General features: G+C 60.1%; 18 protein-coding genes and 1 tRNA gene. 6 read left to right on the top strand and 13 right to left on the bottom strand.

What is annotated here, in order from left to right:
- The first annotated feature begins 110 nt into the window (after positions 1–110).
- A tRNA-Met gene (locus FT726_RS19790) sits at positions 111–187 on the top strand.
- A gap of 89 nt (positions 188–276) precedes the next feature.
- On the opposite strand, the gene amiC is transcribed toward FT726_RS19790, so the two are convergent.
- Positions 277–1,512: an N-acetylmuramoyl-L-alanine amidase AmiC gene (gene amiC / locus FT726_RS19785; protein ID WP_346303261.1), complete on the bottom strand. Its 1,236-nt coding sequence runs from the start codon at positions 1,510–1,512 to the stop codon at positions 277–279.
- A 232-nt stretch (positions 1,513–1,744) separates the two neighbouring features.
- Here amiC and argA point away from each other — a divergent pair, with 232 nt between their 5' ends.
- The gene (argA, locus tag FT726_RS19780; RefSeq protein ID WP_021506712.1) at positions 1,745–3,073 is read left to right on the top strand and encodes an amino-acid N-acetyltransferase; all 1,329 of its coding nucleotides are present in this window, start codon (positions 1,745–1,747) and stop codon (positions 3,071–3,073) included.
- A 52-nt stretch (positions 3,074–3,125) separates the two neighbouring features.
- Here the strand turns inward: argA and recD are convergent, their stop codons facing one another.
- The 12 genes from recD to rppH all read right to left on the bottom strand — a co-directional run bounded on the left by recD (position 3,126) and on the right by rppH (position 21,447).
- A complete protein-coding gene (gene recD, locus FT726_RS19775; RefSeq protein WP_058757057.1) occupies positions 3,126–4,973 on the bottom strand; it encodes an exodeoxyribonuclease V subunit alpha in 1,848 nt (615 codons plus the stop codon).
- Positions 4,970–8,509: an exodeoxyribonuclease V subunit beta gene (gene recB / locus FT726_RS19770; RefSeq protein WP_346303260.1), complete on the bottom strand. Its 3,540-nt coding sequence runs from the start codon at positions 8,507–8,509 to the stop codon at positions 4,970–4,972. Before recB ends, recD begins: the two co-directional genes overlap by 4 nt.
- A complete protein-coding gene (gene ptrA / locus FT726_RS19765) occupies positions 8,506–11,403 on the bottom strand; it encodes a pitrilysin (protein WP_346303259.1) in 2,898 nt (965 codons plus the stop codon). Before ptrA ends, recB begins: the two co-directional genes overlap by 4 nt.
- A 107-nt stretch (positions 11,404–11,510) precedes the next feature.
- Positions 11,511–14,891: an exodeoxyribonuclease V subunit gamma gene (recC, locus tag FT726_RS19760; protein WP_346303258.1), complete on the bottom strand. Its 3,381-nt coding sequence runs from the start codon at positions 14,889–14,891 to the stop codon at positions 11,511–11,513.
- A gap of 61 nt (positions 14,892–14,952) precedes the next feature.
- Positions 14,953–15,243 (bottom strand): prepilin-type N-terminal cleavage/methylation domain-containing protein, encoded by a 291-nt coding sequence (locus tag FT726_RS19755; RefSeq protein WP_230857086.1) that lies wholly within the window; start codon positions 15,241–15,243, stop codon positions 14,953–14,955.
- A gap of 1 nt (position 15,244) precedes the next feature.
- Positions 15,245–15,643 (bottom strand): DUF2509 family protein, encoded by a 399-nt coding sequence (locus tag FT726_RS19750; protein WP_346303257.1) that lies wholly within the window; start codon positions 15,641–15,643, stop codon positions 15,245–15,247.
- Between the two features lie 26 nt (positions 15,644–15,669).
- Complete coding sequence (locus FT726_RS19745) at positions 15,670–16,209, bottom strand: prepilin peptidase-dependent protein (protein WP_346303256.1); 540 nt, start codon at positions 16,207–16,209, stop codon at positions 15,670–15,672.
- Positions 16,200–16,670 (bottom strand): prepilin-type N-terminal cleavage/methylation domain-containing protein, encoded by a 471-nt coding sequence (locus tag FT726_RS19740; protein WP_058757063.1) that lies wholly within the window; start codon positions 16,668–16,670, stop codon positions 16,200–16,202. Before FT726_RS19740 ends, FT726_RS19745 begins: the two co-directional genes overlap by 10 nt.
- Before the next feature lie 202 nt (positions 16,671–16,872).
- Positions 16,873–17,667, bottom strand: coding sequence for a thymidylate synthase (gene thyA, locus FT726_RS19735; RefSeq protein WP_346303255.1), 795 nt, complete (start codon positions 17,665–17,667; stop codon positions 16,873–16,875).
- On the bottom strand, positions 17,664–18,545 hold the full coding sequence (lgt, locus tag FT726_RS19730; RefSeq protein ID WP_021506703.1) for a prolipoprotein diacylglyceryl transferase: 882 nt from the start codon (positions 18,543–18,545) through the stop codon (positions 17,664–17,666). Before lgt ends, thyA begins: the two co-directional genes overlap by 4 nt.
- A gap of 112 nt (positions 18,546–18,657) precedes the next feature.
- The gene (gene ptsP, locus FT726_RS19725) at positions 18,658–20,904 is read right to left on the bottom strand and encodes a phosphoenolpyruvate--protein phosphotransferase (protein ID WP_058757064.1); all 2,247 of its coding nucleotides are present in this window, start codon (positions 20,902–20,904) and stop codon (positions 18,658–18,660) included.
- 12 nt (positions 20,905–20,916) lie between these two features.
- Positions 20,917–21,447, bottom strand: a complete 531-nt coding sequence (rppH, locus tag FT726_RS19720) for an RNA pyrophosphohydrolase (protein ID WP_031279497.1) — start codon at positions 21,445–21,447, stop codon at positions 20,917–20,919.
- Positions 21,448–22,131: 684 nt separating this feature from the next.
- Between rppH and mutH the strand changes: the two genes are divergently transcribed.
- The 4 genes from mutH to FT726_RS19700 all read left to right on the top strand — a co-directional run bounded on the left by mutH (position 22,132) and on the right by FT726_RS19700 (position 25,145).
- Positions 22,132–22,818: a DNA mismatch repair endonuclease MutH gene (mutH, locus tag FT726_RS19715; protein WP_282995562.1), complete on the top strand. Its 687-nt coding sequence runs from the start codon at positions 22,132–22,134 to the stop codon at positions 22,816–22,818.
- Between the two features lie 97 nt (positions 22,819–22,915).
- Positions 22,916–23,626, top strand: coding sequence for a TerC family protein (locus tag FT726_RS19710; protein ID WP_021506699.1), 711 nt, complete (start codon positions 22,916–22,918; stop codon positions 23,624–23,626).
- 116 nt (positions 23,627–23,742) lie between these two features.
- Entirely contained in the window at positions 23,743–23,961 is a 219-nt protein-coding gene (locus tag FT726_RS19705) for a YgdI/YgdR family lipoprotein (RefSeq protein ID WP_021506698.1), read from the top strand.
- Between the two features lie 143 nt (positions 23,962–24,104).
- Complete coding sequence (locus FT726_RS19700; RefSeq protein WP_282995560.1) at positions 24,105–25,145, top strand: NADP(H)-dependent aldo-keto reductase; 1,041 nt, start codon at positions 24,105–24,107, stop codon at positions 25,143–25,145.
- The last annotated feature ends 69 nt before the right edge of the window (positions 25,146–25,214 follow it).

The raw sequence follows: 25,214 nt of genomic DNA, 5'->3' as shown, positions 1-25,214 counted from the left end.
GTAGCTCGTCGGGCTCATAACCCGAAGGTCGTCGGTTCGAATCCGGCCCCCGCAACCAATTGTCTTAACGAAGAAGACAATGTGCAAAGTCGCTCAGCGCGACAGACGGACGCGGGGTGGAGCAGCCTGGTAGCTCGTCGGGCTCATAACCCGAAGGTCGTCGGTTCGAATCCGGCCCCCGCAACCACTTCTTCTGCGGAAGAACATCACAACACCCTGACGGGTGTTTTTTTGTTTCTGCGCCCGGTAAAAAAGCGGCATCGTTGCCGCCCTGCCCTAACGCCGTGCCAGCACGCCGCCTTTGTCAAAATACGCCTTAATACCATGCAGAATGGCTTCCGCCACCTGATGCTGATAGCGCGGCGTACGTAGCTTCCGCTCCTCTTCAACGTTACTGATAAACGCCGTTTCCACCAGAATCGACGGGATATCCGGCGCTTTCAGCACCGCAAAGCCGGCCTGATCCACCGTGCGTTTATGCAGGTGGTTAATGTGGCCCATGCGCGTCAGCACTTCTTTGCCAAACTTCAGACTGTCGCTGATGGTCTGCCGCTGCACCATATCGAACATGGTGTGGTCGAGATAGCGATCGCCGCTCATGCTGACCCCGCCGATCAAATCCGCTTCGTTCTGCGTCTGGGCGAGAAAGCGCGCAGCGGCCGAGGTTGCGCCGCTGGTGGAGAGCGCGAAGACCGAAGAGCCGCGCGCCGCCCGGCTGGTAAAAGCATCGGCGTGAATCGAGACAAACAGATCGGCGCGCTGCTTACGCGCTTTCGCGACCCGCACGCGCAGCGGTATAAACACATCTTCGTTGCGCGTCATGTAAGCCTTCATATTACGTTCTTTGTCGATCAGCGCTTTCAGATAGCGTCCAATCTTCAGCACGATATCTTTCTCGCGCGTTTTGTACTTGCCGTGCGCGCCGGGATCTTCCCCGCCGTGACCGGGATCGATCATGATAATAATCGGTCGATCGCGCCCGGCTTTACCCGGTAGCGGCGCCTGCGCCGGTTGATCGCGCTCCAGTTCACCCTGGTTGTAATCCTTCAGTAACGCCAGCAGCGGATCCTCTTCCTGTGACGACTGGCTGGGATAGAGATCGACCACCAGCCGGTGGCGAATACCGGCGACCGGATCGAGGGTGAAGGTTTTCGATGCCACGCTGCGCTTCAGCTCCAGCACCACGCGCACCGTGGTGGGATCGAACTGACCGACGCGCGCGGTTTTAATGTAGGGATCGTCCACCCGCACCAGCTTATCGATGCCTTTCAGCGCGCTGTTGATATGCAGGTTCTGGATATCGATCACCAGCCGTTCGGGATTGCTCAGCGTGAACTGCTTATAGTGCAGCGCGACGCTGGATTCCAGCGTCACGCGCGAGTAAGTCGAGGATGGCCAGATGCGTACGGCCACAATGTGCTGACTGGCCGCAAAACCGCTGCGCGTCACGCTCAGCAACCACAGCGCACCTGCGCCCTGTAAAAGTCGTCTTCGGGTAAAAGCTTCGGACATGCCGCTCCAGCTACTGTGTTATGTCTAAAAAATCGTCAGTTGACGAGCAGAAGGCGAAAACTTTATTCAATGAGGAATGTCTTGTCTTGCCGGAAAAACCAGATAATGCAGTCTGTTAGCGTGGCTTGCATCAGGAAAATCGTAAAGTAACGTCAGGTCCGATGCTTGCAAAAAGTGGCGAAAGAGCATAAAAATACATAAATTTCGAATAACCATTCACAGAGGGTTTGCCGTGAAGGAACGCAGTACCGAACTGGTTCAGGGTTTTCGCCATACCGTTCCCTATATTAATGCCCACCGTGACAAGACGTTTGTCATCATGCTGGGTGGCGAGGCCATCGAGCATGAGAACTTCTCCAGCATCGTTAACGATATCGGCCTGTTGCATAGTCTCGGCATTCGCCTGGTGGTGGTTTATGGCGCACGGCCGCAGATCGATGCCAGCCTCGCGCAGCAGCAGCTGGAGCCGATTTACCACAAACACACGCGCGTGACTGATGCCCAATCGCTGGAGCTGGTGAAGCAGGCGGCCGGGCGTTTACAGCTCGATATTACGGCGCGTCTGTCGATGAGCCTGAATAATACGCCGCTGCAGGGCGCGCATATTAATGTGGTGAGCGGTAACTTCATCATCGCTCAGCCGCTGGGCGTGGATGACGGCGTCGATTACTGCCACAGCGGCCGCATCCGCCGGATTGACGAAGAGGCGATCCATCGTCAGCTGGATAACAATGCCATTGTGCTGCTGGGTCCGGTGGCGGTCTCGGTGACCGGCGAAAGCTTTAACCTGACCTCGGAAGAGGTGGCGACGCAGCTGGCGATTAAGCTGAAAGCTGAGAAGATGATCGGTTTCTGCTCCGAACAGGGCGTAACCGACCGCGAAGGCACCATCATTTCCGAGCTGTTCCCGAACGAGGCGCAGACGCGTATTGATGAAATGGAGAGCGACGGTGATTTTCTCTCCGGCACCGTGCGTTTCCTGCGTGGCGCGGTCAAAGCCTGCCGCAGCGGCGTGCGCCGCAGCCATCTGATCAGCTATCAGGAAGATGGCGCACTGCTGCAGGAACTGTTCTCGCGTGACGGTATCGGTACGCAGATTGTCATGGAGTCGGCAGAGCAGATTCGCCGCGCCAACATCAATGACATCGGCGGGATTCTCGAACTGATTCGTCCGCTGGAGCAGCAGGGCATTCTGGTGCGCCGTTCACGCGAGCAGCTGGAGATGGAGATCGACAAATTCACCATTATTCAGCGCGACAACATGACCATCGCCTGCGCGGCGCTCTATCCGTTCCCGGACGAGCAAATCGGCGAGATGGCCTGCGTGGCGGTGCACCCCGACTATCGCAGCTCGTCACGCGGCGAGCTGCTGCTGGAGCGCGTAGCGCTGCAGGCGCGGCAGATGGGGCTGAAGAAGCTGTTCGTGCTGACAACACGCAGTATCCACTGGTTCCAGGAGCGCGGCTTCACGCCGGTGGATATTGAATCGCTGCCTGAAAGCAAAAAGCAGATGTACAACTATCAGCGTCGTTCCAAAGTGCTGATGGCAGATTTACGCTAAGCGCCACTGCTCATCAAAGCGCCGCTGAGGGCTATTCCCCGCGGCGGCGCAATCATCTGCCCTCTTCTCCCCCTAAGCGATCCAGCAGCCCGCTGCGCCGCTGCGTGCGCAACTGCACCGCGCGCCGGAACACCGCTTCATCACTGAACAGCGTCAGCTGGCTGCGCGCCCGGGTAATGGCGGTATAAATCAGCTCGCGCGTCAGTACCGGCAGGAACTGAGCCGGCATCACCAGCGCGGTGTGGTCAAACTCCGAACCCTGTGATTTGTGCACCGTCATCGCCCATGCCGTGTCATGGGCCGGCAGGCGACTTGGCTGTACCGCTTTGATGCTGCCATCAGGCAGCGGGAAAAACACCTTGAGCAGCCCTTCCTCATCGAACAGCGTAATGCCGATATCACCATTGAACAGGCCAAGCGCGCTGTCGTTACGCGTCACCATCACCGGACGTCCCTGATACCAGCGGCTGCCCCCTGCCGGACGACGAATCAGCTGCAGCTGCATCAGCTTGTGCTCAATACGCTGATTGAGCCCCTGCACGCCAAATGGCCCTTCGCGCAGGGCGCACAGCAGCTGATAACGGCCAAACGCAGCAATCACCTCGGCCGGTGCGGCACGCTGGTTAATCAGCTGGAGAAATGGCCGATAGCCTTCGGCAATCTGCGTCAGCATCGCCTGATACGCTTCGGCATCGTTGAGCGGCTGGCGCACGATATCGCTGAAGCCCGCCTGAAAGGCCGCCTCGACCGCCTGCGCTTCGCCGGCGTTGACCGCCGCAGCCAGCTGACCGATGCCGGAGTGCGCCGCGAAACGGTAGCTTTTGCGCAGCAGGCAGATGGCATCACGCACCGCCGGGGCCACCGCATCATCGGTGCCGGCAACCTCGCAGCCGGTCAGCGTGGTGAGCTGCAGCGCGCGCACCGGACTGTAGCCCGCCTCAGCACAGCGGCAGATATCCCCGAGTACCGCACCGGCTTCAACCGAGGCCAGCTGGTCGCGATCGCCGAGAAAAATCACCCGCGCGTGAGCGGGCAGCGCGGCGATCAGGTTTGCCATCATGCCAAGATCGACCATTGAGGCTTCATCGACCACCAGCACGTCGAGATGCAGCGGATTACCGGCGTGGTAGCGCAGGCGCTGCGTCTCCGGCTGGGCACCGAGTAAACGGTGCAGCGTGGTGGCTTCTGCCGGAAAACGCTGGCGCTCCGCATCGCTGACGTCGAGACTGCGCAGCGCCTTACCCAGCGACTCGGTGAGCCGCGCCGCCGCCTTGCCGGTAGGGGCGGCCAGCTGAATGCGCAGGGTTCCCTCACTGAGGCGAATCAGCGCTGCCAGCAGCTTCGCCACCGTGGTGGTTTTGCCGGTGCCAGGCCCGCCGGAGATCACCGCGGTTTTTTGCGTCAGCGCCACCGCCGCCGCAATTTTCTGCCAGTCCTCAGGCTGGCTGCCGAAAAAGGTATCCAGCACGCTGCGCACCTGTTCGGGCGCAAACAGCTGCGGCGCCGCCTGTGGCTGGAAGAAGCGCGCCACTTCCCCTTCGTGATGCCAGAGCCGGTGCAGATAGAGCCGGTTATCACGCAGCACCACCGGCGCCGGGCGATCGCTGGCGCTGAGCGCCTGCCAGTCCGCCAGCAGCGTCGGCCAGTCCTGCGGCTCGCCGGCGGCCTGCCAGATGGCGTGCGCCAGCTCCGGATGACGACCGCTGAACAGCCCTTCGCGGGTAAGCTGCGACAACGGCAGGCAGACGTGACCGTCACCGGCTTCCGCGCTGAGACAGGCAGCCGCCAGCAGATGCGCGGGCCGATCGTCGTCGGCCAGCAGCCGGGCAAACTGAATATCCAGCGCCCGCAGCAGGCGCAGTTCTGCCGCCTGTGCCAATAGCGTACTCATGCTACTCATGCTGCTGCTCCCGGCCCGCGAAACAGGCTATCCAGTTGTGAAACGAAATCTGACGTCGGTCGGGTATGGAACACCCCGTTATCCGGCGAGCTGCCATCCATGCCGCGTAAAAACAGATAGAATACGCCGCCAAAATGCTGTTCATAATCGTAATCCGTCAGGCGGTGCTGCAAATAGCGATGCAGCGCCAGCGTATACAGCTGATACTGCAAATCGTAACGGTGGTCGATCATCGCCTGCGCCATCGCCTGCGGTGTGTATGCCTGATGGCTCTCGCCCAGCCAGTTAGATTTGTAATCCAGCAGATAGTATTTGCCCTGCCAGCGAAATACCAGGTCGATGAAGCCTTTCAGCATGCCCTGCACCTGGCGGAAGTCGAGCGGCGGCGCCTGACGCGACAGCGGATCCTGCCGCATTAACGCGTCCAGCGCCGGTGCCGTCAGCAGTCCGTCAATCGGCAGATAGAACTCCATCTCGATCAGGCGATTGCCCGGTGTGATGTCGCTCAGCCGGACCCCTTCAGTGTTGAGCGGCGTGTTCACCACGCGGGTAATCCACTCGCTCAGCATCGGCTGCCAGTGCAGCGGATAGCCGCTCTGTTGCAACTGCTGTTCCAGCTGCGGCGCTGACGGCGGCTGGGTGAAGTCGAGCGATTCAAACAGCGTATGCAGGAAAGTCCCGGGCGCTGCGCCACGCGGGAAATGGTGCGGCGTCAGCGCGGTTTCCAGCACTTCCGCCTCGCGATCTTCCCCGACCGCTTCCGCATCGAAGCCCGGCATTACATCCAGCATACGGTGACTGCCGTGCTGCTGCAGCCCGGAGTAGCTGGTGACACGCCACGGATCGGCCAGCGCGCGCGTGACGCTGCGCGCATCCAGCGCATCGTCAACCTCGTCCAGCGCCTGCCAGCGTTCATGGCCCTGCGGCTGCGCCAGCACCACTTCGGTTCCGGTCACGCTGATGTCGTGCAGTAAACTCGCCAGCTGTTCTGCGGTGGCCGGCTCGCCGCGCTGCAGCAGGAAACCCAGCGCGCTTTTATGTAAATCGCTCTCGCCCTCTTTCTTGCGCGTGCCGCGAAACAGTGGGGCGACACCAACGCTGCAGTGATACACCGAACGCGTCAGCGCCACGTACAGCAGGCGTAAATCCTCTGCCAGCCGCTCCTGCTCTGCCAGCGCCAGACTTTGCTCATCATTCTGCAAATCCAGCACCGCGTTGTAATGCTCGCGGTCGTGATAGAGCGCGATATCGGCCTCACGGAAACCGGCGGCAAACGGCAGCCACACCAGCGGATACTGTAACCCCTTGGATTTATGGATAGTGACAATCTGCACCAGGTGGCGGTCGCTCTCCAGCCGCAGCTGCTGGCTGGCCGACTGGCTGTCTGGTCGGGCGATCTGCTGCGCCAGATAACGCACCAGCGCGTGCGGACTGTCGAGCTGGGCCGCCGCCTCCTGCAGCAGTTCGCCGAGGTGCAGCAGATCGGTCAGGCGACGCTCGCCATTCTCTGAGGCCAGCAGGTTTTCTGCCAGCTGGCGCTCCAGCATCAGCTGACGCAGCATCGGCAGTACGCCACGCTGGTGCCACAATTGCTGCCAGCGGGCAAAGGTATCCACCAGCGCATCCCAGCCGCGCGCATCCTGATCCAGCGCGTCCAGCTGCGCGGCATCAAAGGCAAACAGCGACGTGGCCAGCGCGGTGCGCAGCATACGCTCCTGCTCGGGCGCGAGGATCGCCTGCAGCAGCCACAGCAGTTCTCGCGCCTCGGGCGTGGTATACACGCTGTCGCGGTTGGAGAGATACACCGAAGGGATGCCGAGCTGATTGAGTGCGGCGCGAATCAGATTGGCTTCGTTCCGGCTGCGCACCAGTACGGTAATGTCCGAGGCCTGCACCGGCCGCTGGTCAGGTGTTTTGCCCAGCAGCGCGCGCTGTTGCTGACCCGCCTGCAGCCAGCGGCTAATATCGGCGGCACACTGCTGCGCCATCAGCTGCTGGTATTCGCTGACGCTGCAGCCTGCGCCCGGCTGTAGCCAAAAGCGCAGCGCGGCCTGCTCCTCGCCGTCGATACTCAGCGACAAACGCTGATTGGGCGGCGCGGCATTGACCGGCAGAAACGGGATGTCCGCAAACAGAAACGGGGCGGGCTGGCGCATAAACAGCTGATTGACGCTCTCCACCATCGCCGGTGACGAGCGCCAGTTGGTATCCAGCGTGTAGTGGGCGTGAACTTCACTGCGCGCGCGAATATAGGTAAAGATGTCCGCACCGCGGAAGGCATAGATAGCCTGTTTCGGGTCGCCAATCAGCAGCAGCGCATGCTGCGGCTGCTGTAAATAGAGCGTGCGGAAAATACGGTACTGCAGCGGGTCGGTATCCTGGAATTCGTCAATCAGCGCCACCGGAAAACGCTGGCGAATCGCCTGCGCCAGCTGCTCGCCGCCGGGCTGTTGCAGCGCCTCGTCCAGCCGGCTCAGCAGATCGTCAAACCCCAGCAGCGCCTGCAGGCGTTTCTCTTTACGCACCGCGTGACGCACCTCCACCAGCGCGCGTGCAATCACCAAATCGCGCAGCGACAGCGGCTGCGCCAGGAACGTATCAATGGCAGCAAACAACGGGTGCTGCGGTGGCGCGCCCTTTTTGGTTTTTTCATTGAGCACCTGCTGACCGAAACGCGCCAGCTCGGTGGGAATCTGGTAATCCGCGGTCTCGCTCTGCGCCCAGGCGCTGACTTTGCTGACCCACAGCGGCAGGTTTTTACTGCTGTAGCTGCGCTTATCAACATCAGACTGCCCGACCAGCGTCAGCACCTCTTCGCCCAGCGCCCGCCACTGCGCTTTCATTTCGGCAATGCGTGCCAGGTTGCTGCTGTGGCGCGATGTCAGGGTTTCACTGTCGTGCGGCGCCAGGCGCAGGCTGGGCGACTCGCCCTGCAGCCACGGGCGCAGCGTCGACAATAGCTGTTCCGGCCCGCTCCATTCCGCAACGATGACGCGCGCAATATCCAGCGTCAGCGGATAGCAATGGCGCCGCCAGAAATCCGCCGTCGCCTGACGCAACAGCTGCTGTTCATCTTCAATCAGCTGCTGCTCGAACAGCATACCAGACTCAAACGCATTGAGATTGAGCATGCGCTGGCAGAAGCCGTGAATGGTGAATATCGCCGCCTCGTCCATCTGCCGTTCCGCCGCCAGCAGCAGCGAGGCCGCCTCAGCGGGCTGGGCAATGTCGGCCAGCAGCTGCATCAGCATCGGATTTGCGCTGACGCCGCGCAGACAGGCCAGCCGCAGCTCATGAATATTTTCCCGGATACGGCCGCGCAGTTCGGCGGTGGCGGCTTCGGTAAAGGTCACCACCAGAATCTCTTCCACCGACAGCGGGCGCGCATAGGCATTCGGTCCGCCAAGTCCCAATAGCAAACGCAGGTAGAGCAGACCAATGGTAAAGGTCTTACCGGTGCCGGCGGAGGCCTCAATCAGACGCTCACCCTGCAGCGGCAGCGTCAGGGGATTGAGCGATTCAGGGCGCTGACTCATGGCGCATCACTCTTCACGGAGAGCGACTGCTGCAGCCGGGCGACTTCATCCCAGGTGGTAAAGCCCGGCAGCGGCGCGTAATCCGCATCGTGGGTGCCATCGTGACTGCCGCCAATCTGCGAGATCATCGCCATGCCCTGCTGCGCCAGCACGGCCTGATGGAAAAAGTCAGCCAGGCTGGCCGGTGTCAGCTGCTGAATTTGCGCAATGGCTTTTTCGCGCGTATCAAACGCGAAGTTCTGGCGATTGAAATCACGGCTGTAACGGTTGGCTTCTTCATCCAGCGTTTGCGGGCGCTGTTTCAGATCGTTGATCAGTGCCTGCTGATACTGGGCGAAATCTTCCGCTTTCATGCTGCGCAGACGCTGTTCCGCCTGCGGATAGAACGCCTGGAAACGCTGCAGCAGATAAGCGGGCGCTTTACTGTTGCTTTGCAGCAGGAAGCCAATGCCCCACTGGCGACCAATCGGCATCTGATAAGCGAACACCGCATAGCCCAGCTGCTCCTCGGTGCGCAGCTGATTGTAGAACCACGGCTGCACAATCTGGCTCAGCATGGTGCTGTTAGCCATACTTTGATACTCGCTGTAGCCGAGCGGCACATACAGCGTCGCCAGCGCTGAGTCGGTGCTGCTGCCGGTTTTCTGCAGGTTGGCTTTGATCGGCTTATCCACCACCACATAATTGCTGTGCCAGTAACCGTGCCCCGTGCTGTGCAGCTGCTGTTTAAGCTCTTCGCCCAGCTGCCTGACGCGATCGGCCGACAGGTTGCCGACCACCATCATTTCCGGCGTGGCGTGCTGGATCAGCGCATCGCGGTAATCCATCACCTCCTGCAGCGTGATCTGTTTCACCAGCTGGCGTCGCGCCTCACGCTGGGTATAAGGCAGCTGGGACAGCATTTGCATCGGCTGAATCGCCTGTTCAAACGCTTTGCCCTTTTCCGCTGCTTCCAGCCGATCCAGATACCAGGATTTCGCCTGCTCCAGCTGCTGCGCATCCGGCTGGAAGCTGGCGTAGCCTTCAACCAGCTTTTTCAGCAGCTCCGGCAGGCGCTGGGTGAAGCCGCTGGCATTGAACACCAGCCCGTCGTCCTCACCGGTAGAGAAGCTGATGCCGCCCACCGAAGCCTGCGAATTCAGCTCATCCAGCGCCAGGCTGGAGAGGTAGTCGTTGAGTCCAAACAACACCTGCTGGCGCGCATCGCTGATCGCGGATTTGTTTCGCAGTGCGAGCGTAATAGCGGCCTTCGGCTCGCTGGCGTAGAACTGGCTCGGCATCCAGTAGATGCGCATGCTGTCGCCATTGGTCAGCGCCACCGGATGATCGTAATGCTTACCGTCAGACGGGATGAGGGAGAAATCCGACGGAATGTAGGGATTCAGGGTCGGCAGCGACAGCGGAATCTGCTGCGCCTGCTGCTGCCAGGCGCTGAACTGCGCGGCGCTGATTTTATCCACCTGATAAGGCGCATTCACAAAGTAAGCCTGTTTGTTGTGCGGCTCAGCGGGACTGATGTACCAGATGCGGGCGTTCTGCGGCGTCATCTCAGCCAGACGGGCGCTGATCGCGGCCGCATCATAGCGGTCGGTCAGATAAGGCGCATCCAGCGTGTGCGTCACCGGCACGCGCAGCATGGTATCCACCAGCCACTCAATGTAATCCATATCGCGGGTAATCGACGGATAGCGGAAATCCAGCGCCAGCACGTGCGCGACTTCATCGAAATAGCGCTTGTCGATGCCTTGCTTGCGCAGCATATCAAGGTAGCTGAATACTGCAGCCACCACGCGATCGCGCTGCGCCAGACCTTTGTCGGTCAGCGAAACCGAGATGGCAAACACGCCGCTGTTGCGCTCGGTCATCGGATCCGCGCCGGCATTGACGCCATCCGCCAGTCCCTGCTGCTGCAACCAGTCGTTCAGGGTATTTTTACTGCGGTTGCCCAGCAGATAGCTGATTAAGGTGTCGGTTTTGCTGCGGAACTGGTCGCTGTCGTTGGCGATGCGAAACTCAATTTTCAGCTGCTTGCGCGGCTGCGCTGGCACGTAATGAATGATGATGCCTATCTGCGCATCGGTGACCACCGGCACGGTAATATCCGGCACGCTGGCCTGATGATTGGCCACGCGACCAAAAGTCTCGGCAGCGATCGTCGCCATCTCCGGCAGCGGTTTGTTACTGTAAATCACCGCTTTCATCAGATTCGCCGAGTAGTGGCGATGATAGAAATCGAGCAGCGCCTGATGCAGGTTGCTGTCGGGTTTGTCACTCAGGGTATCAAGATTACCGCCCGAATAGCGCGAGCCGGGGTGCGCCGGGTTGAGGGTTTCCGCGCCAACCTGCGCCATACGCAGCCCATCGCGCGAGCGTGCCATCGTCAGCTCAGCGTTAACCGCATGCCGCTCGCGGTCCGCGTTGGTCGGGTCGAGCAAGGGTTGCGCAATCGCATCCGCCAGACGATCCACCGCCGGTTGCAGCGCATCGTTTTCGACTTCCAGGTAAAACGCGGTGCGGTACGAGGCTGTGCTGGCATTGTGGCTACCACCGTGCTTCTTGAGAAACTCCGCCAGGTTATCCGGCTGCGGATAATTTTTTGACCCCATCAGCACCATGTGTTCCAGATAGTGTGCCAGGCCCAGCTGACTGTCGGGATCGTCCAGAGAACCGATCGGTAACGTCAGCGCTGCCAGCGATTTCGGCGCGGCAGCATCCGACACCAGCAGCACCGTCATGCCGTTGCTCAGGGTAATGGCCTGATAACTGCGCGGATCGTGATCGCTCTTGCGGATGGTTTCATCAATCGGCTGCCAGCCGCGCCCGTCGTCGGCAAAGGCATTCAGCGCCAGCATGCTCAGCAGCAGCGCTCCTATCCAGCGTGCGTAAATCCGCATTTCAACCCCTTAACGTTACCCTTATCCGCCGGCGTTGCGCCGGTCGGGATACTCAAACACTTTCTTATAAGACGGTGGCTGCCAAGGTACAGGCCGCACTTCCGTTGCTATTCATCATCCTGATGCGCGAGGCGCACCGGCAAATACCACTGACGCGCCGCAGCGATGATCTGCTGCTGCGTCGGCTCGTCCAGCGTGCGGCACAGGCGCTGCAGATAGGGATCGCTGCCCTCGCCTTCAACCTGGTAGCCACCCTGCCATGCCTGCAACAGCTTGTTGAGCGCCTTTTTCTGCGTAGCGTCATCTTCCTGAATCTGGCCGGATTTGCTGTCAAAGCTGGCGTCCAGCCAGGCGCCGCCGGATTTATTCAGCAGCAGCAGCGGCTGCGCCAGACCCGCCTCACAGGCGGCCACATATTCAGCCAGCTGCGCCTGCGCCTGGGCAGGTGCCACGGCCGCGAAGCGCCAGCGGCTCTGTTTGCGACCGTACATGCGGCTGGTACCGTTGCCGCCCAGCGCACAATACACCAGATGTTCCAGCCACAGCAGCAGACCATCGTTGATGTTGAGCACGCCCGGACGCCAGCGTAGCAGCCCATCAGCTTGCACCTGAGTCAGCCAGCCGGTCAACTGCGTTGCGCCCAGCGTCAGGTTGACTTCCCAGCTCTCCGCCGGCAGCCGCTGCGCGCTCACTTCCGCCGCCACTTCCTGCATCTCTTCGGTCTGGCTTTGCCAGAAAAGTTCCCCGAAGGCGCCGTAAGGCAGATTACCGGCGGCGCGATGGTGCGCATACAGCTGGGCCGGATCGTCACCGTTGACCAGCGTATTGAGTAGTTCAGCGTTGATCTGATAGCGCTCCAGGCTGTCCGGTGCGAACGGTTCGCTGTCCGGCAGCTCGCTCTCCTCCATCCAGAAAGCCACGCCGAGTCGCTGCTGGAACCACGCCCGCACCGGATGACGCCAGAAGCGCAGCAGCTGCTCCAGCGACAGCGTGGTCAGCGGCTGAACCGGCAGCGGCTGAACAAACCCGGGCTGCGCCACGCCGCTGCCGGTCGCCGCTGGCAACCATTCTGCGGCAAAGCTCTGCACGTGGCTTCCCGGCTGGAAATTTTCCGCCGCGAACGGCATGCGGCTGTGCAGGCGTTGCAAATGTGCCCGCACCCGCTGCTCACTGACGTCCGGCTCACAGGCTTCATCGCCCGGCAGACAGAAGCTTTGCGCCAGATAATCCACCAGTTCAGTCACCAGCACCGAGGGATAGCGCTCGGTGTTGTCCTGAATCGCCCGGCCAATGTAGCTGATGTACAGCTGCTGCTGCGCCGAGATCAGCGCTTCAAGGAACAGATAGCGGTCATCATCACGCCGGCTGCGATCGCCTTTCCGCGTCTGCTGCTGCATCAGGTCAAAACCCAACGGCGCCAGGGTGCGCGGATACACGCCGTCGTTCATGCCCAGCAGGCACACCACTTTAAACGGGATGGAACGCATCGGCATCAGCGTACAGAAGTTGATCGGCCCGGCAAGGAAACGCTGACTGATGCGCTGCTGATCGAGGCGCGAACGCAGCTCATCGCGCAGCAGCGTGACCGGAATCGGCTGCTGATAGGCGGCCTGCATCCCCTGCTCAATGATCTCCTGCCACTGCGTTTCGACCAGCAGCAGCGCCGCCTCGCTGTCGGCGTCGCCGCTGAAGAAGCTGTCAATCAGCTCGCGGCACAGCGGCAGCCATTCGGCCAGGGTGCGTGTCTGCGCAAGGCGCGTGCGCCAGCTGTCGAGCCGCGCCAGCAGCTCGGCCAGATGGCCCGCCAGCTCGGCGATCAGGCCGCTGGATTCGTCATACGGCAGAATGCCCTGCCAGTCACCGTTGCGGCTTTCCAGCGCGTAGCCCAGCAGCATACGCTGCAGGCCGAAGCGCCAGGTGTGCTGGCCGGTGACCGGCAGCGCCAGCGCTTCCACGCTGGCGTCATCCAGTCCCCAGCGGATGCCGGATTCCATCACCCAGCGGCGCAGCAGGCGCAGGCCGCTCTCCTCGACGGAGAAACGCTGTGCCAGCGCCGGCACCTCCAGCAGCGCCAGCACCTCTTCTGAGGCAAAGCGACTGTCCGGCAGTGCCAGCAGGCTGAGCAGCGCGAGGATGGCCGGATGCGCCTGACTGGCGCGCCGGTCAGAAATGGCGAACGGCAGATAGCGCTCAGGCGGCGCACTGGCAAAAGCCGCCTGAATGAAAGGCGCGTAGCTGTCGATGTCTGCCACCATGACGATGATATCGCGCGGCTTCAGCTCCGGATCGGCTTCCATCAGCGCCAGCAGGTGATCCTGCAGCACTTCCACTTCACGCTGGGCGCTGTGACACACCTGCAGCGTGATGGAACGATCGTGCGGATCGAGCCGGCGCTTGTCCATGCTGTCGGCCAGCTCGCCAGCGCTGAGCCCAATCACCGCGCGATCGTCAAGATTGAGCAGATCGGCCTGCAGGCAGTGCAACAGATTATCCGGTGACATCTCCACAAACGCATCGATGTCGTTGGCGGCTGACTCCATCTGGCTCAGCAGAAACAGGTTGTCACGGCCCAGCTTGCCCCACGAGGCCAGCAGTGGATTGGTCAGCTGCTGCTCGCCCAGTTCGTTAAACAGCGCTGGCGCGGCATCCGGATCGCGGAACAGCGGCTGCGTCTCCTGCGAATGCAGGCGCAGCCGCTGGCGGCTCTGCAGCTTCGCGAGGAAGGCGTAATCCTGAATGTCGCCCCAGTAGTGACGACAGGGATTGGTAAACAGCAGGTGAATATCAATGTGGCGGCCCAGCGCTTCCAGCGCCTGCAGATAAACCGGCGGCAGCGCAGAGATACCGCAGATGAAGACGCGCTGCGGCAGCCCCGGCGGCGGCGTTGACGCCTGCTCCAGCGCCTGAATAAACCGTGCATAGAGGTTGGCACGATGCCACATCGGCTGACCGAGGCTGCGCGTGAATTCGACCAGATCGCGCCACAGCGCCGCCTGCCACTGCTGAGCATCGCTCAGCCCGTCCACCTGTTCGCCGCGCTCCCAGCGGTTCAGCCAGTCGGAGCGGTAGACCAGATACTGGTCGAACAGATCCGCCACGCGCGCGCTGAGCTGGTAGAGTTTGCGCTGATCGTCGTCGTCATGCAGATAGCTGCGCAGCGGCTGAAACGCCTCCTGCTCCAGCAGCACCGGCAGCCGGTGCATCAGCTTCCAGCTCATGCTGGCTTTGGTGAAAGCACTCTCTTCCGGGATATCCGGCAGCACTTTAACGAACATGCTCCAGATAAAGCTGGCAGGCAGCGGAAAATCAATGTTGGCGGCAATGTTGAAGCGGTTAGCCAGCTCCATCTGCAGCCACTGCGCCATGCCCGGGCTCTGTACCAGCACCTGCTCAGCCGCGAGCGGATCGGCCAGCGGCTGGAGTTTTATCAGCTCTACCGCTAAGTCTTTCAATAAATCTAACCGATTGGAGTGGTAAACCCGGAACATAAAACTCCTTAAAGAAGGGAAAGCGCAGCCCGGTCACTCTACCCTTAATCGTCTGGCCTGCCTACCCGCCGGCATCACCTTCGCGGCAATTGAGCCGCGCCAGCGACGCCGTGCGCTGATGGGGTCCGGTGACGGTAACGCGATCCAGCACGCAGCCGCCAGGTAAACTCTGCGGCTGGTGCACAATGTGCCAGCCGGCGGTATCACGCCCGAGCAGCGCCTGCCCGGCTACCTGCCACGCCTGGCGCTGCTGCCACTGCTGGCTAAATCCCAGCGCCAGTGCGCGATGATACTGCAGCAGCGTGCTGATGGTCATCGCCAGCAGCAGCATGGCGACCAGCGTTTCCGCCAGGCTAAAACCCTGCTGTCGCCTCTGGCAGCTGACACTGCTCCGCCTTTGCCAGCGGGCAGTAGTCGATCCAGCCATGCGGCTGTGGCTGCAGCTGACCGTTGCGCAGCGACACCCACTGATAGAGCACGAGCGCGCGTCCGGTGCCGCGCGCCGATAATAAGCCATGATTCTCCTCCTGCCGTAGCAGACAGCTTTGCCACGCATCGGTCAGAGCGGTCTGACACTGCCAGCCCGCGGCCTGCGGCCAGTTTTGCTGCTGGCCCCACGTTAAAGCGGCCTGCGCCTGCCAGAAATCCTGCTGATGCTGCTGCTCGTCGGCGACCAGCGCCATGCCCTGCGCCAGCTGCGTGCGCGCGGCGTGCAGCGTGAGCCCGCCCATCAGCAGTAACATCACGACCATACCAAGCGTGCTATTGCCCCGCTGCCTCACAGATTCAGCCCCTCCGCTATTATCGTCAGCTCTGCCTGCTGGCGGCCCGCCGTGGCGGCCAGCTGCAACAGCAGCCGCGAGCCCTGGCGCTCAACCCGGAAGGTGCTGAGGGTGAGGAATGCCGGATCGGTGATGCGCTCCCAGCCGTTGCTGTTGCACTCATCCACGCCGCGCTGCATCTCCAGCTGTCCGTTGCGCAGACGATAGCCGTAATAATCGCTTTCACTGTGACCGACGCCTTCCCAGCGTCCGTTACTGTTTTCGTCCCAGCGCAGCAGTACACAGCTGCCGCCGCTCACCAGCGTGAGCGCCGCACCGCCGCACTGACCGTGACAGTAACCGGCACGGCGCAGCGCTTTGACCAGCGAGCCGGCAATCTGCTGCAGCTCCTGTTGCAGCTGGACCCGCTGCTGCAGGCGCAGGTTCTGTTCCAGCAGCAGCGGCAGAAAGCGGCCGACGCTGACCATCAGCACCGCGCCAATCGCCATGGCGATCAGCATCTCCAGCAGACTGAAGCCCCCCTGCGCTATTCGCATCCCTTCTCTCCTGGCTGGCAGACCCGGATGCGCGCCCGGGCGGAGAGGATGACGCGCCAGCGGCCAGCTGCGCTCTCCAGTTCGATACTGCCGGGCCGGGCCACATCGCGTCGGCCGTAAAAGCCCGGCTCGCCGACCAGTGCGGTGATGCGCACTTCGCGATAAGGCGGCCGGAACAGCCAGCGCGACGGCAGCTGACATCCTTCTGCGGGCTGCGGCCCGGTGCCGAGGCAGCCGTTTTCGCCTGGTTGCAGCCACAGGCTGAGGTCGCGGTTGTGCCAGCTGGCGTGTGCGCGCAGCCGCAGCAAAAAGCTCTGCAGTTGCAGAACGCTGTCACGCAGTTGCTGATACTGTTGCCAGCGCTGCCAGCCCTGTAAGGCTGCGATGCTGAGGATACCGGCAATCACCATAACCAGCAGCAGTTCCGGCAGCGTAAAGCCGGCGTTTTGGGTTCTGTTCATAACCGGCACTCTGCGCCTGCCGGACGAAAAGCAACAGCGGCAAACAGAGAAGATGGAAAGCGTGCCGCAGGAAAGTTATGCCCGGTGCAGACAACACCCTTTTTTTGCGCGCCGGATTCAGAAAATCCCCGCAGAAGCGGGCGGAGGCCAGGCAAAAAAAAGCCCTGCGCGATGGCAGGGCCTGATGCTGAAGAGCGGCAGATTACACGGCGACCGGCGCTTTGATCGCCGGATGCGGATCGTAGCCTTCGATCTCGAAATCATCGAACTGGTAATCAAAAATCGACGCGGGCTTACGCTTAATCACCAGTTTCGGCAGCGGTCGCGGTTCACGCGTCAGCTGCAGTCGCGCCTGTTCGAGATGGTTGCTGTACAGGTGCGTATCGCCGCCGGTCCAGACGAAATCGCCCACCTCAAGATCGCACTGCTGTGCCACCATATGCACCAGCAGCGCATAGCTGGCGATATTGAACGGCAGGCCGAGGAAGATATCGCACGAACGCTGGTACAGCTGGCACGACAGCTTGCCATTCGCCACGTAGAACTGGAAAAACGCGTGGCACGGCGCCAGCGCCATCTGATCCAGCTCACCGACGTTCCATGCCGAAACGATAATGCGGCGCGAATCCGGATCGCGTTTCAGCTGCTCAATCACCTTGCTGATTTGATCGATCTCTTCGCCGGAAGCCTTGCCCCAGCTGCGCCACTGCTTGCCGTAGACCGGTCCCAGATCGCCATTTTCATCCGCCCACTCGTCCCAGATGGTGACCTTGTTCTCTTTCAGGTAGCCGATGTTAGTGTCGCCTTTGAGGAACCACAGCAGCTCATGAATGATTGAGCGCAGATGCACCTTCTTGGTGGTGACCAGCGGAAAACCGTCCTGCAAATTGAAACGCATCTGGTGGCCAAAGATGGAGAGCGTGCCGGTACCGGTACGGTCGGCCTTTTCTACGCCTTCATTCAGCACATGTTGCATCAAATCCAGATACTGTTTCATTTTACCTCACGCGTTTGTTGCTGCGGGCGACGACGATACGCCCAGACCATCATAATCACTCCGGCCAGAATCATCGGGATCGACAGAATCTGGCCCATACTGATACCGCCTTCGAACAGGCCAAGCTGGGCATCCGGCTGGCGGAAAAACTCCACGATAATGCGGAATGCGCCGTAGCCAATCAGGAACAGGCCGGAGACGCTGCCCATCGGGCGCGGCTTGCGAATAAACAGGTTGAGGATGATAAACAGCACGATGCCTTCCAGACACAGCTCATACAGCTGTGACGGATGGCGCGGCAGCACGCCGTACGTGTTCAGCAGTTCCTGATACTGCGGGTTATTGGCCGCCAGCGCGAGGTCTTCGCTGCGCGAACCCGGGAACAGCATGGCGAATTTGAAGTCAGGTGCCACGCGGCCCCACAGTTCGCCGTTGATGAAGTTGCCGAGACGGCCAGCACCGAGGCCAAACGGGATCAGCGGCGCAATGAAATCAGAGACCTGGAAGAAGGTGCGTTTGGTACGGCGGGCGAAGATCAGCATCACCACGATCACCCCAATCAGGCCACCGTGGAATGACATGCCCCCGTCCCACACTTTGAACAGATAGAGTGGGTTGTCGAGGAACAGCGGCAGGTTATAGAACAGCACGTAGCCGATGCGGCCGCCGAGGAACACGCCGAGGAAGCCCGCGTATAGCAGGTTTTCAACTTCTTCTTTCTTCCAGCCGCTGCCGGGTTTGTTGGCGCGGCGCACCGCCAGCCACATAGCAAACACAAAGCCTACCAGATACATCAGGCCGTACCAGTGCAGCGAAACCGGTCCGATGGAGAAGATCACCGGATCGAATTGGGGAAATGAAATGTAGCCGTTAGTCATCTTTCACCATGTTTTTTCTGCCCGCAAATGGGCGTGGCTAAAGGGCCATACAATAAAAGGCTGCGCATCATAGCACAGCCGCTTTTCACAATTTCCGCAGAAATGTAAACAGTTAACGTCCGCCGCGAATCAGTCCGCCCAGGCCGCGCCGCTCCATGAAGGCCGACACCAGATGGCGCACTTCCGTTGCGGTGTGCGCCATCACGCCCTGCTGGCTCAGTTTCTGCGCCTCTTCATAATCGAGGTGGCGCAGCAGGTATTTGACGCGCGGAATGTTCTTGCCGTTCATGCTGAGATGGTGATAACCCAGACCCACCAGCAGCGCGACGCACATCGGATCGCCCGCCATTTCACCACACAGGCACAGCTCCAGTTTGGCCTGGCGGGCTTCACTGGCAATAGTTTGCAACGCCCGCAGCATCGCCGGATGCAGCGAATCGTAAAGGTTGGCGACGCGGGTATTGTTGCGATCGACCGCCAGCAGATACTGGGTAAGATCGTTGGTGCCGACGGAGATAAAGTCCACGCGTTGCGCCAGATGCGGGATCAGAAACAGCATCGACGGCACTTCAATCATCACACCAATGCGCGGTTTCGGAATGGCATAACCGAGCATCTCTTCCACTTCGCGACCGGCGCGATCGATCAGGCGCCGCGCCTCTTCGATCTCGTCGATATGACTGATCATCGGCAGCAGAATGCTCAGGTTGCCCGAAGCGACGTTGGCGCGCAGCATGGCGCGCACCTGCACCAGGAAGATCTCCGGCTGGTCGAGCGTCAGACGAATGCCGCGCCAGCCGAGACAGGGGTTCTCTTCACTGATCGGCATGTAAGGCAGCTGTTTGTCAGCGCCGACATCCAGCGTGCGCAACGTCACCGGTTTGTCGTAAAACAGTTGCAGCATGCCCTGATATTGCGCCACCTGCTCTTCTTCCGACGGGAAGCCACTTTGCAGCATGAACGGAATTTCGGTGCGATACAGGCCGATGCCGTCAACCCAGTTGTCGAGCGCCTGTTCGTGTTCCGGGCTGAGACCGGCGTTGAGCATCACCTGCACGCGCTCGCCGCTTTTCAGCTCGCCGGGCTGTTCCACCACGTCTTCGGCCATTTTGCTCAGCGCGTTCTCTTCGCTGATCAGCCGCTGATACTCCTGCACCAGCACCGGCTCTGGATCGATCAGCACTTCGCCGCGATAGCCGTCCACGATCAGCAGCCGCTTGTTGAGCTGCGACGGCAGGATATCCGCGCCCATCACGGTCGGAATACCCATGGCGCGCGTGAGGATCGCCGCGTGCGAGTTGGCTGCGCCATCGCGCACCACCACGCCCGCCAGCCGCTCCTGCGGCAGCTCCGCCAGTGTGGTGGCGGTGAGTTCATCGGCCACCAGCACAAAACGTTCCGGCCAGGCATTGGTGCCCACCAGCGTGTCGTCAAGGTGGAACAGCAGGCGCTGGCCGAGCACGCGCAGATCCCCGGCGCGCTCGCGTAAATAGTGATCCTGCAGGCTGGCAAACTGTGCGGCAAACTTCTCGATCACCGTTTTGACCGCCCACTCGGCTACCGATCCGCGCTCGATCTCGGCAAACAGATCTTTTTTCAGTCGCGCATCGGTGAGCAGGTGCGAGTAGAGATCGAAGATCGCCGCGCTCTCTTTCTGCACGCTGGCCGCGAAACGCTTGCTGAAGCGACGAAACTCGTTGCCCGCCTCGCCCATGGCGACAATCAGGCGCTCGCGTTCACGCTGTGGATCGAGCGTAGAGGCGGCGGACACCTGGTCGAGCAACGGCTGTGTTTCATCAACCCAGCCAGGTGCAACGGCGACGCCCGGCGCGGCGGCAATCGCTTTGACGCGCGTCTGGCGGAACTGACCGAACAGCTGGCCAAGCTGCGACTGCGACAGCAGCGCGGCCATCTGCGTGGCCAGCGTAACCAGAAATGACTCTTCGCTTTCGTCGAACTGACGATGCTCTCGCTGTTGCACCACCAGCACGCCGAGCAGTTGACGCCGGCTGATGATTGGCACACCCAGAAACGAGCGGTAGCGCTCTTCTTTTACGGAGGGAATGTATTTAAAACTGGGATGGCTTTGCGCATCGGCAAGGTTGATCGGTTCGGCCAGGCGGCCCACCAGCCCGACGATACCTTCGTCGAACGCCAGCGTAACGGTGCGGCCGCGCGGCTTTTTCAGGCCGCGCGTCGCCATCAGGTAGTAGCAACGCCGATCGTGATCGGCGAGGTAAACCGAGCAGACCTCGGTCTCCATCGCCAGGCATATTTCGTTGACCAGAATGTCGAGTGCTTCATTCAGACGCGGTGCACTCGCCACTTTTTCTACAATTTCGCGCAACTGAGTGAGCATAAAGGGCGTGGCCTATCCTCTTTTACGTCGATGGGCGGCGTTGTTATTGCGCTGCCCCGCACTCTCCTGCATAGACATCACCACGCCAGCGAATTCCTTCATCACGCGGCGATACACATCGCGCTTGAAAGAGACAACCTGACGCACCGGATACCAGAAGCTGACCCAGCGCCAGCCATCGAACTCCGGCGTGCTGCTGTGTTGCACATTGATATCCGCGTCACTACACATCAACTGCAGAAGAAACCACTTTTGTTTCTGGCCGATACACACCGGCTTTGTGTCCCAACGCACCAAACGTTTTGGCAACTTGTAACGTAACCAGTTACGGGTTGAAGCAAGTATTCGAACATCTTTGCGGTGTAAACCCACTTCTTCGAACAGTTCGCGATACATCGCCTGTTCAGCGGTTTCACCCGGATTGATGCCTCCCTGAGGAAACTGCCAGGAGTGCTGTCCAAAGCGCCTGGCCCATAACACTTGTCCTTGCCTGTTACAGATTACGATACCAACATTCGGGCGGTAGCCATCATCATCGATCACTGGACTACCTCAAAGCTAAATTTGAATAGCCTGATTGTTTCATACTCCTTACAGGCGGTAAACCACTGGATATCCGCGCCGCTGACCGGATAACAATGGGATAACTCACAGATAATAGCCATGTTATAAACAGACAGGGGTAATTAACGGCGATCTTATTCACCTTTTCTGTGGATAGCTTTGTGCAGAACACGGGAATGAGTTGAATAACCGCTTCGGAAAATTCTCATGCACACCGGGGAGAATAACACTAAAACCCCCATTTATCATAGTGATACCCAATCAACGCGTTCAGATACACAGCGTGAAAGCCGGTTATTCTTCCCCACGCGCTTACCGCTGCTCAAAGATCCATCACCGTTGATTTTATCCACAGAGAATGTCCTAAACCTGGGCAGAGAATGGAAAAAAAGCGCGCAGTTCGGCAAAGTCAAGGCTGTAAATGGAAACAGGGGTGGGCAAAACGTGGGGTTATCCCACTTTTCTGTGGATAACTGGGTTTAAGATCCTGTTCATTGTCGATAACAAACCGGGATAACCGCCTCTTACCCTGGTGAGCGCCTGGTCAATCGCGCTAAAAAAGCATGCTGAATCATGCTATTATCACGTTTACATTGTCCGGCACGATGTGGACAACACGCGCTGACCTTTACTGACCAAATTTTGACCAATGCGAGTTTTATCATGAATTGCCCTGCCGCCTTGCCTGCTGCGCCCCGTAACGAAGCCGAACTGCTCCAGCGTGCCCAACAGCTGGCTGGTCAGAGCTTTGCCGCGCTGGCCGCGCAGCTCGGCCTGCCGATGCCCGCCGATTTACGCCGCGATAAAGGCTGGGTCGGCATGCTGCTGGAGCTGCTGCTTGGCGCCAGCGCCGGCAGTAAAGCCGAGCAGGATTTTGCGCATCTGGGCATTGAACTCAAAACCATTCCGGTCGACGCGCTGGGTAAGCCGCTGGAAACCACCTTTGTCTGCGTGGCACCGCTCACCGGCAACAGCGGCGTTACCTGGCAAACCAGCCACGTGCGCCACAAGCTGGCGCGGGTGCTGTGGATCCCGGTGGAGGGCGATCGCGCCATTCCGCTGGCCGAGCGCCGCGTGGGTTCGCCGCTGCTGTGGCAGCCGAATGCGCAGGAAGAGCAGCAGTTACGTGAGGACTGGGAAGAGCTGATGGACATGATCGTGCTCGGCCATGTGGAGCGCATCACCGCCCGCCACGGTGCGTGGCTGCAAATCCGGCCAAAAGCGGCCAACAGCAAAGCGCTGACCGAAGCCATCGGCGAACACGGCGAGCCGATCATGACGCTGCCGCGCGGTTTTTACCTCAAGAAAAGCTTTACCGGACCGCTGCTGGCGCGGCATTTTCTGCTGTAATTCCCGGTACAACCTCGCCCTTGCAGGATCACTTTAGGCAGCGCCGCCTGCGCCGTGTATAATTCCCGTTTACTTTTCGTTTAGGAATGAAGGATTCATGTTTGACTGGATTGCTGATCCCAACGCCTGGCTGGCGCTGGGAACATTAACCATTCTGGAAGTGGTGCTGGGTATCGATAACATTATTTTCCTGTCTCTGGTGGTCGCGAAACTGCCGCAGCACCAGCAAAACCGGGCGCGCCGGCTGGGTCTGATGGGGGCGATGTTGATGCGCCTCGGGCTGCTGGCCTCCATCGCCTGGGTGGTGAGACTGACGCAGCCGTTGTTTTCCATCATGGACCACGCCTTCTCCGCGCGCGATCTGATTCTGCTGTTCGGCGGCCTGTTCCTGCTGTGGAAGTCGAGCATGGAGATCCATGAAACCATCGAAGGCGGCGAAGAGGAGCACAAAACCAATGTGCACTCTTTCTTCGGCGCCATCGTGCAGATCATGCTGCTCGACATCATCTTCAGCCTGGATTCAGTGATCACCGCCGTCGGTCTGTCCGATCACCTGTTCATTATGATGGCGGCGGTGGTCATCGCGGTGCTGATGATGATGGTGGCCGCGCGCGCGATTGGCGAGTTTGTTGAGCGGCATCCGTCGGTCAAAATGCTGGCGCTGGCGTTTCTGATTCTGGTCGGCTTTACCCTGATCCTCGAGAGTTTTGGTATGCATGTACCAAAAGGTTACATTTATTTTGCGATGTTCTTCTCCATGGCGGTAGAGTGTCTGAACCTGATGCGCAGCAGGAAAAACAAAGCGTAACCTGTCAAGGGCGAGCGCATCTCGCCCTGTTATTTTAGGAATGATGCGATTACTCCAGCTGGCAAAAGCATTTATTACTACACTTTTGCTGTTGAAGTGGCTTGAGGGAGCTGAGAATGAAAGGGTTGGTAAGTGCAGTGGGCCTGCTGCTGGCGGCGCTGGCATTAAGCGGTTGCAGCAGTGATTACGTTATGGCCACCAAAGATGGCCGCATGATTATGACCGAAGGTAAGCCGTCGATTGATAAAGAAACCGGTCTGGTGCAGTACACCGACGAACAGGGCCATGTTATGCAAATTAATGGTGACGAGGTTTCCACCATCATTGAGCGTTAAGTGCCAAATTGCCTCGCCTGTACGCGTTTTCCCCCTGTGCAGGCGATTTCCCGAACTTTCCCCCCTTCCTTCTGCGCCACTTCACAGGCTATAGTCCCAGAGAACACAACATTCCGTTTCATAATGAAAAAAGGAAGCCGGCAATGCATTATCACCGTATCCCCCATAGCACGCTGGAAGTCAGTCAGCTGGGGTTAGGCACGATGACGTTTGGTGAGCAGAATAGCGAAGCCGACGCCCACCAGCAGCTTGATTACGCCGTTAGCCAGGGTATTAACCTGATTGATACCGCCGAGATGTATCCGGTGCCACCGCGTCCGGAAACCCAGGGCCTGACCGAAAAATACATTGGCAGCTGGCTGCAAAAGCGCGGCAGCCGCGACAAAATCATTCTGGCGAGTAAAGTCGCCGGCCCGGTGCGCGGCAGCGATGCGCTGATTCGCCCCAACCAGGCGCTGGACCGCAAGAACGTCCGCGAAGCGCTGGACGCCAGCCTGAAGCGCCTCAATACCGATTACCTCGACCTCTACCAGCTGCACTGGCCTCAGCGCCAGACCAACTACTTTGGCAAACTCGGTTATCAGTATAGTGACAACACCGCCACCGTTACGCTGCTGGAGACGCTGGAAGCGCTGACCGAGCAGGTGCGCGCGGGCAAGATCCGTTACATTGGCGTCTCGAACGAAACGGCCTGGGGCGTGATGCGCTACCTGCAGCTGGCGGAGAAGCACGAGCTGCCGCGTATCGTCACTATTCAGAATCCGTACAGCCTGCTGAACCGCAGTTTTGAAGTGGGTCTGGCAGAGATTAGCCAGCATGAGGGCGTGGAACTGCTGGCCTATTCCAGCCTGGCCTTTGGTACGCTGAGCGGCAAATACCTTAACGGGGCGAAACCGGCCGGCGCACGTAATACGCTGTTCAGCCGCTTTACCCGCTACAGCGGCGAGCAGTCACAGCAGGCGATTGCTGCCTACGTGGCACTGGCGAAACAGCACAACCTGGATCCGTCACAGATGGCGCTGGCCTATGTGCGGCAGCAGCCGTTTGTGGCCAGCACCCTGCTCGGTGCCACCACCATGGAACAGCTGAAGGTTAACGTGGAGAGTTTCAACCTGACGCTGAGCGGCGAGGTGTTAGAGGCGCTGGAAGCGATTCACCGTCAGTACACGTATCCGGCACCGTAATCTCCCTGGTGCGCGTTAACGCGCACCCTACAGGGTTTGTGTTACCCTCGCGTACCTGCTGTGGTTTTG

Source organism: Pantoea sp. Morm (genome assembly GCF_016643525.1).
GTDB classification, from domain to species: domain Bacteria; phylum Pseudomonadota; class Gammaproteobacteria; order Enterobacterales; family Enterobacteriaceae; genus Pantoea; species Pantoea dispersa.
This window is presented reverse-complemented; position numbering and strand designations above follow the sequence as displayed.

What these genes read in the sequence shown, in the direction of transcription:
- FT726_RS19740 (WP_058757063.1), bottom strand. Translation starts at nt 16,670, where the DNA reads ATGAACAGAACCCAAAACGCCGGCTTTACGCTGCCGGAACTGCTGCTG.
- recB (WP_346303260.1), bottom strand. Translation starts at nt 8,509, where the DNA reads ATGAGTCAGCGCCCTGAATCGCTCAATCCCCTGACGCTGCCGCTGCAG.
- lgt (WP_021506703.1), bottom strand. Translation starts at nt 18,545, where the DNA reads ATGACTAACGGCTACATTTCATTTCCCCAATTCGATCCGGTGATCTTC.
- ptrA (WP_346303259.1), bottom strand. Translation starts at nt 11,403, where the DNA reads ATGCGGATTTACGCACGCTGGATAGGAGCGCTGCTGCTGAGCATGCTG.
- FT726_RS19750 (WP_346303257.1), bottom strand. Translation starts at nt 15,643, where the DNA reads ATGGTCGTGATGTTACTGCTGATGGGCGGGCTCACGCTGCACGCCGCG.
- recC (WP_346303258.1), bottom strand. Translation starts at nt 14,891, where the DNA reads ATGTTCCGGGTTTACCACTCCAATCGGTTAGATTTATTGAAAGACTTA.
- FT726_RS19700 (WP_282995560.1), top strand. Translation starts at nt 24,105, where the DNA reads ATGCATTATCACCGTATCCCCCATAGCACGCTGGAAGTCAGTCAGCTG.
- FT726_RS19745 (WP_346303256.1), bottom strand. Translation starts at nt 16,209, where the DNA reads ATGCGAATAGCGCAGGGGGGCTTCAGTCTGCTGGAGATGCTGATCGCC.
- FT726_RS19710 (WP_021506699.1), top strand. Translation starts at nt 22,916, where the DNA reads ATGTTTGACTGGATTGCTGATCCCAACGCCTGGCTGGCGCTGGGAACA.
- recD (WP_058757057.1), bottom strand. Translation starts at nt 4,973, where the DNA reads ATGAGTAGCATGAGTACGCTATTGGCACAGGCGGCAGAACTGCGCCTG.
- amiC (WP_346303261.1), bottom strand. Translation starts at nt 1,512, where the DNA reads ATGTCCGAAGCTTTTACCCGAAGACGACTTTTACAGGGCGCAGGTGCG.
- ptsP (WP_058757064.1), bottom strand. Translation starts at nt 20,904, where the DNA reads ATGCTCACTCAGTTGCGCGAAATTGTAGAAAAAGTGGCGAGTGCACCG.
- mutH (WP_282995562.1), top strand. Translation starts at nt 22,132, where the DNA reads ATGAATTGCCCTGCCGCCTTGCCTGCTGCGCCCCGTAACGAAGCCGAA.
- FT726_RS19705 (WP_021506698.1), top strand. Translation starts at nt 23,743, where the DNA reads ATGAAAGGGTTGGTAAGTGCAGTGGGCCTGCTGCTGGCGGCGCTGGCA.
- thyA (WP_346303255.1), bottom strand. Translation starts at nt 17,667, where the DNA reads ATGAAACAGTATCTGGATTTGATGCAACATGTGCTGAATGAAGGCGTA.